Raw genomic sequence first — 4433 nt, forward strand, 5'->3', positions numbered from 1 at the left:
TGTGCTACTGGCGCTTGTGCTACTGGCGCTTGTGCTATTGGCGCTTGTGCTACTGGCGCTTGTGCTACTGGCGCTTGTGCTACTGGCGCTTGTGCTACTGGTGCTTGTGCTACTGGCGCTTGTGCTACTGGCGCTTGTGCTACTGGCGCTTGTGCTACTGGCGCTTGTGCTATCGATGACGCGGCAGTGACTTCATGACTATGGTCAACTTGGCCTAGTAAAGCCTGCTGACTTCTGAAATATTGTTCGTGATTTACATGATAAAGTGTTTGGTTTTTCTCAAGTACTGACAATGTGTTATCGATATGACCTAGCACTTGGTTAAAGCTGTCATGGCTTCTAAACTCACTCAAAGCGTTTTGTTGATGATTGATAACTGACGTTAGCATAGTTAAGTACTGCTGTTGATTCGCCTGAAATTGGCTATGTACATCGCTTAATTGCTGTTGAGCTTGTAGTTGTCCAGCAACGGCGCCGAACTGTGCGTTTGTGTCATTTTGAGACATGGTCAATTCCCTTGTTATCTGATTATGAGTTAAATTTGAAGATGCATGATTAGAGTTCACAACTTGGTTAGAAACCCATTTTACCTCTTGCAATTTTTGCTCTAACTGTTGCTCTAAATCTTGGTTTGCTAATCGTAATTGTTTAAGTTCTTGATCCTTTTGAGCAATTGTCTTTGCCAGCTTTGTTTGTGCTTGCGCAAGCTGCTGTTCTGCTTGTTCATCGACATATGCTTTAATTAAGTGATCGTCCGTTTCCCTGAGCTTTTCCATCACCTCTCTACGTTTGGGTGTCGCGTAATTACCACCGTCCAGTGTAATCGCCATTACTGATGGCTTACTTGGCAAAGGTTGTCTTAACCGATATTTATCTATCTGTTTAAGCTCGACTCCCAATGAAAGCATTTGTGCAACCGCTTTATAAAATTGAGATACTGCGGGTGCGGAAGAAGATGGGTTAACAGGTACAACAGCAAATGGTTTATCACCGAGAATATTTTTAACTAAATTGCTTAATACACCTTTAGGACCAACTTCGATAAATACTCGAACACCATCGACATACATTTGTTCAACTAATTCAACAAACTTCACCGAACTAGTTAATTGTGAAGACAATGTCTCGCGTATTTGAGCTGGCTGATTACTATAGGGTTTCGCTGTCGTATTCGCATAAACTGGGTGCTTTGGTGATTTGAAAGGAAATGACTTCAATACTTCAGCAAACGAGCCCTGAGCCTCTGCTATGTAAGGAGAATGAAATGCAGCATCGACATTTAACTTCTGACATTTTAACTGTTTTTCAGCAAACTTTTGTGCAGCCTGTTCAGCTTCATTTTGCGCACCGGCAAATACCGTTTGTAGCGGTGAATTAAAGTTCGCAACTACTAGGTTTTTGTAGCCAGCGAGCACCGACTCAACCACAGCACCATCGGCTTCCACAGCGTACATTACGCCTTTTTCATTTTTACCTTCTAGAGAACCAGCCATTGATAATGCACGCTCAACAGAAGCGAGATAAAGTTGATCCTCTGTCATTGCACCAGCCGCCCACAGGGCTGTTAACTCGCCATAGCTATGTCCAGCAAAACGCGTAACATTCAATCCCATATTACATAGTGTTTTATAGTAAGACGCTGATACTGCCCCAAGAGCGGGTTGAGTAAACTCTGTTTGGCGTAGTTTATTGTGTAAGACTTGCTCTTGCTCTTCACAAAAAACAGGCACAGGATAAACCGTCGTCGAAAGCCTTTCATTCAGTTTTTTGACAGCTGCTATATCGGCAATATGCAACGAGTCTCTAAATTCAGGGTACTCAATGGCCATATCCCTTGCCATATTTAAGTACTGTGAACCTTGACCTGGGAACAACACCGCAACTTGGTCCTTGCTTTCAACCAAGCTTTTCGGACGATAAAAAGCCCCCATTGGGTGTTCAAATTCTTCCGTAGGCTGTTTAACAAGCAGTGGCAATACCTTTTCTAATAAACTTGCTGCATGACCGACATCGCTCGTCAATAAAGTCAAGCGTGCCTCACTTTTTGCCACTTCTACTTGCTGTTGTTCTAAGTGTTCACGAAATTTTATAACGTTGTTTTCACTGCGCCACTCAGTTAAGGTTTGCTCTACAATGTGTTGTAATCGTTGTGGACTCTCAGCACTTAAAACAACAACTTCAGGAAGGTTAGATTGACGATAAGCATCTGTATGCTCATTTTGAAACTCTTCCAGAATTATGTGGTAATTTGTACCACCAAATCCAAATCCACTGGTTGCTGCACAACGTGGTTTGTTTCCATCTCTTTTTACCCAAGGTCTAGCTTCTGCGCTGATATAAAAAGGATTATTATCATCTGAAAAAAACTGATTAGGTGTTGTCACATTGATCGTAGGGGGTAATACTTTATGATGCAGTGCTTGTGACACTTTAATCAACGAAGCAGCACCAGCAGCACATCTTGCATGCCCGATTTGTGATTTAATACTACCCACTGCTATAGAGCGTGGTGCAATATCATAATTTCCAAACACCATACCTAAACTTCGTAGTTCGGTTTCGTCTCCAGAAGCAGTGCCCGTGCCATGAGCTTCAATAAGCTCAATGTCTTCGGGAGAAATAGGTGTTCTACCGTAGCTTCGCTCTAGTGCATAAACTTGCCCTTGATCGCGAGGTGCAAAGACGCTTTTAGCCTTACCATCACTAGATGCTTCGACTGATTTGATCACAGAATAAATTCTATCGCCATTAGCAACAGCATCACTTAGACGTTTAAGAACAACTAAGCCCACACCATCACCTAATAGCATGCCATCAGCTTTATCATCAAACGGTCGACAAATGCCCGCTTTGGATAACGCCGGCGTTTTGGAGAAACATAGGAAAGAAAATATAGAGTTCTCTAAATTGACACCGCCAGTTAGTACAGCATCACAACTTCCCATTCTTAACTCATTGACAGCCGACTTGATCGCCGCATGACTGCTACCACAAGCCGCGTCAACCATGTTTGAAGTACCGCCAAAATCGAAGAAACTAGCAATACGTCCACAAGCCACATTACCTAAGAAACCAGGGAAGCTATCTTCATTCCACCCAATATAGCATTCGTTAAGCTTGTCAACGACACTATCAATGACTTCACCTGGTATTCCCTTACTTACCATGGCACTGCGGACCATAGGTGTTTGGTTACGAGCTAGCAAAGAAAAAGCGGTATTACCGTTACCAGCACCACCTAAAATAACGCCGACTTTACTGCGGTCTAACGAACTACTTTCTTTAAGTAAATTAGCATCTTCTATGGCTTTTTTGGCAACATGTAATGCGAATAATTGTGCAGTACTTATTGATTCAATCAATACAGGGGGGATTTTAAACTCAACGGGATCAAACTCGATGGGCTTGATGAAACCTGCTTTAAACATATAGGTTTTATCAACTTTGCTGGGGTTTGGATCATAGAAAGCATCTTTATCCCAATACGTCATATTATCCTTTTCGTCGACACTCGTCATCGAATCTTTTTTCTGGCAAATATTACTCCAAAAATCAAACAGATTATCAGCATCTGGAAATTGGCTCGCCATGCCTACAATGGCGATTGGTTCATCCTCATACGGCTTAGTTTTGCTATCCGTATTCACTTTTCGTTTTAGATTAGCTTTAGCTTTTGTAGGCGACTTCTTGGTGACCATATCACTCGTCCTTTTTATAAAAATTAGTGAAGTCAAAAAATTCCAATCTTGATCACAAAACTGTTTAATTTATGCATTGTAAAAACACCTAAATTAAACGAAATCAAAATACCACCCTGGAACAACAATCGTTTAACAGTTGTTACATATCAAACCATTTTTTGTTTACAAAATAAAGACGTGAAATATGAACTTTTTTATATAATAAAAAATTCCATGTATTTTTATGGAGTTAGCATATGAATATTTTAATTACCCATAAAATATACAATTACATACAAATTACAGAGCTTACAATGGGTAGAAATAACAAAAAAAAGCAGAGGTAAAATTAAAAAAACTATTAAATACAGAAGCTTAATAAAACTGAAAAATCACATACAACCTTATCATTAGAAAGTCAGTGTTCTTTTTCCTTTCTTTTACCAAAGAAAAAAAGCAAACAAGAATAAATAAACCATTGAAAGTAAAGGATAAATAATTAAAGATATAAAAAAGATTATATTTAAAATAAATTAAAAACATTTAAATACAACAAGTTACACAACAAAAAAATAAAATACAATGAGAATTATTCAACCTCTAAAAATCCACTCACCTGCTATTTTCCCCAATATTAATTCACGCTACCCCTCTAAACCTTTTACCCACCCTAAAATAAACAATCCATTAACATTCTGTAAGCAAAATAAAACTGTAAACAAGTAATGTCACCGTAAAGGTAAAGGTAAAGGT

The 4433-nt window shown here is 39.5% G+C and carries 1 protein-coding gene; it reads right to left on the minus strand.

The annotated features are described in order from the left end of the window. The coding region (locus tag CWC18_RS20175; RefSeq protein ID WP_138675988.1) for a type I polyketide synthase at positions 1-3698 on the minus strand (3698 nt) is incomplete at its 3' end. Positions 3699-4433: the final 735 nt, after the last annotated feature.

Origin of the sequence: Pseudoalteromonas aurantia (genome assembly GCF_005886875.1) — a bacterium.
GTDB lineage: Bacteria > Pseudomonadota > Gammaproteobacteria > Enterobacterales > Alteromonadaceae > Pseudoalteromonas > Pseudoalteromonas aurantia_A.